Genomic DNA, 3042 nt, shown 5'->3' on the forward strand with positions numbered 1-3042 from the left:
GAGTCACCTATTTTAATATAAAGAGCTTCATCCTCACACGTTTCTCGTTGTTAGTCAGTTCTCCTTTATATTTGAAAATAACTGCTTTATCAATCTACCGCAAATAGAGTATTGAATGATTCACTCATTACCGGATGATTATATATTTGATCTCTTAAATACGTATAAGGGGCATCCAAATCCATTGCTAGTTTGACAAGATTAATCAATTCTGGTGAATCAGGTCCAAACAGGCTGGCACCTAGAATTTTATCCATTTTTTTATCGATGACAACTTTAAATAATCCCCTAAGATCATTAATTACATGTGCTCGCGGATGTGATGCAACAGACAATTTTCCTTCAGCGATTTCATAACCCTTTTCTTCTGCTTCTTTGGCTGTTAGCCCCACCCTGGATAAAGGCGGATCAATAAACATGGAATAGGGAATATTTTTACGACTCTCGAGAGAATATTTTTTCTCACCAAATAAATAGTTCTCAACAATACGGTAGTCATCCAAGGAAATATACGTAAATTGCATACCGCCTTTCACATCACCGAGAGCCCATACATTATTCACCGTTGTTTCAAGATGGTCATTGACCTTAATTGCGCCATTTTCTGTAAGTTCAATTGACGTATTTTCAAGACCGAGATGTTCCACATTCGGTTTTCTACCAGTAGCAAGTAGTACTGCATTTGCACTTACATTTTGACCATTGGATAAAGACAACGATACCTTATCTTCACTTTCCTCTGTAACTTCCTGTGCTTTGGACCCAAATATAAAACGTATTCCTTTTTCTTCCATTACCTTCTGAACTTCTGCAGCGATTTCACGATCTTCACGAGTTAATAGTTCCTCTTCTGGTGTAATCAAGGTGACTTCTGCTCCAAAGGTTTGATACATAGAGGCATATTCCATACCTATATATCCTCCCCCTATAATTGCCAATTGTTGCGGCAGCTGTTTACGATCTATCAGAGACGTACTTGTATGGACCTTATCTGAAGTCAGGTCACCTTTCAACGGTGGAATATTGCTGATTGCACCAGTATTGATAAAAATGTGTTCGGCAGTTAAAACTTCTCCTTTTCCATTTAATTCTATTTCCACTTCTTTATCTGACCGGAATCTTGCTTCTGAATCGTAAATGGTAACTTTGTTATTATCAGCTAAACTTTTGTAATTTTTTTCTCGTAGCTTTTCCACAACCTTATCTTTTCTTTCAATGGCGTCTCTATAGGGGATATTTTTCAATCCATCTTGGACAAGTACCTTTGTAGGGATGCATGCGATGTTAATACAAGTTCCGCCATACATGTTTGGATCTTTTTCAATCATCGCTACGTTCCAATTTTTGTTGGCAAGCCTCCCAGCTAAAGTTTTTCCTGCTTTACCAAATCCAATGATTATTGCGTCATAAGTAAACATATACATTCTCCTATCTATAAAATTAAGTAATCTGTTCAAACAAACAAGAATCCCTAATCAAAATCTTCATTCTTAAATATTTATTATACCCATTCAAATAAATTAAAACTAAATCTGATATACCAACTTCAGTTAGGGGTCATGCCGACAAAACGCGGACATTATAAAATAATACATTTTTTAGAAATAATAAAAACCCTGATTTTTCTACGTTAAGCAGAAAAATCAGGGTTGTTTTCATGTCCTGAGTGGTCGAAGGGTATGAATTGAACCCGAATTACTTGAATTAAAGGAATATCCTCCAAGAAAGTTAATGTGTTCCCACCCCAACGGGGATATATGAGGAAGCAAATCCTCTTTATATTTTCCTTTAGATTTCGAATGTTCAATTGCATGCGATAGATAAACAGTATTCCAAATGCTGATCGCATTAATAATAAGATTTAATGAACTGGCGCGCTGCAATTGATCTTGTAATGCACGTTCTCTAAGTTCTCCTGGTTTTCCGAAGAATATGGCACGTGCTAAAGCGTTCATGGCTTCATCTTTATTTTCTGTTCTCATTTCAGGGCAATTGAACCGGTTCTTCGTCGTTTTGTCGAGCAGTATGGTGATTATTTTAACTTCCATACGGTTATGGGAGGCTTACTGGAAAAATGGCATGACGGACCAATCGATCCTGCAAACGGAATTTATAAACCAGCTGATGTTGCTGGTCACTGAAGAGAAGTTGGAGAATATTCAAGAATGCCAATCGATGGGACTTTATAGTAGGGTATTCATTTTCTCGTTACTCAACATATATCCAAAACCATCAAATTAAGCAATCCTTTAGTCAGAAAGGTTGTCCGTACGATAATGCTTGTATTGAATCCTTTCATGCCCTATTAAAAAAGGAAGAAGTCAACCACGTACAATATCTAGACTATCAAACAGCTAAAGTAGCGATGTTTCAATTTATTGAGGGTTGGTATAAAAGAAAAAGAATTCACAGCAGCTTGGGCTATCAAACGCCACAAGCCATTGAAGATCGAATTAGGAATACAGCTTAAGATTTAACTTTTTAGTGTCCAAAATATTGACTCAAATCCCCCTTTCTAAACTTTTTTCTACCACATCATTAATTTAGTACCATTTTCAATGAGTGAACAGTAAAAAAGGAAGTACGATTCTTGTCATCCTTAACAGCATACGATTAATTAAGGAGCTAAAAACAGAACGGACAAAAGGAAGCCTATACGGCTCCCTTCGTGAAATTTTTGTTTCAGAACTCTGTTGAAAGTGTTTTTTCCATTTCTGCTTTTGAAGGACGGGCAGACATTTTTAATGATAGAATCTCCTGATCATTCAAGCCAGTGATAATTACTATAATTTCATCTTTTAAGTTTTCATCAATAACAGAACCGAAAATCATATTTAACTCGGAGTCTGCCGCAGAAGTAACAAAATTTGCTGCCTCTTGTACTTCATAAAAACTTATATTGGCGTCTGTGAGTTTCATTAGTACACCTTGGGCTCCGTTAATCGAAGTGTTAAGTAACGGACTGGAAATGGCTTTCTTTGCAGCTTCCACAGCGCGATGCTTGCCTGTTGCCCTGCCAATGCCTATTAAGGCAGATCCTTT

Annotated in this window: 1 protein-coding gene and 4 pseudogenes; 2 read left to right on the plus strand and 3 right to left on the minus strand. The window is 36.8% G+C overall.

Features of this window, described 5'->3' with window-relative positions; translation table 11 throughout:
• Positions 1-89: 89 nt before the first annotated feature.
• Positions 90-1418 (minus strand): FAD-containing oxidoreductase, encoded by a 1329-nt coding sequence (locus ACFVSH_RS24770; protein ID WP_387595032.1) that lies wholly within the window; start codon positions 1416-1418, stop codon positions 90-92.
• 237 nt (positions 1419-1655) lie between these two features.
• Positions 1656-2024 (minus strand): annotated as a pseudogene (locus ACFVSH_RS24775) (Tn3 family transposase); the annotation flags it as partial.
• Between ACFVSH_RS24775 and ACFVSH_RS24780 the strand changes: the two are divergent.
• Both ACFVSH_RS24780 and ACFVSH_RS24785 read left to right on the plus strand, forming a co-directional pair.
• Positions 1974-2138 (plus strand): annotated as a pseudogene (locus ACFVSH_RS24780) (DsbA family protein); the annotation flags it as partial. The pseudogenes ACFVSH_RS24775 and ACFVSH_RS24780 overlap by 51 nt on opposite strands.
• Before the next feature lie 89 nt (positions 2139-2227).
• Positions 2228-2470: pseudogene (locus ACFVSH_RS24785) on the plus strand (integrase core domain-containing protein); the annotation flags it as partial.
• A 212-nt stretch (positions 2471-2682) separates the two neighbouring features.
• Here the strand turns inward: ACFVSH_RS24785 and ACFVSH_RS24790 are convergent.
• Positions 2683-3042, minus strand: a pseudogene (locus tag ACFVSH_RS24790) (cell division protein FtsZ); the annotation flags it as partial.

The sequence above is a fragment of the Peribacillus sp. NPDC058002 genome (assembly GCF_042886655.1).
GTDB classification, from domain to species: Bacteria; Bacillota; Bacilli; order Bacillales; family DSM-1321; genus Peribacillus; species Peribacillus aracenensis.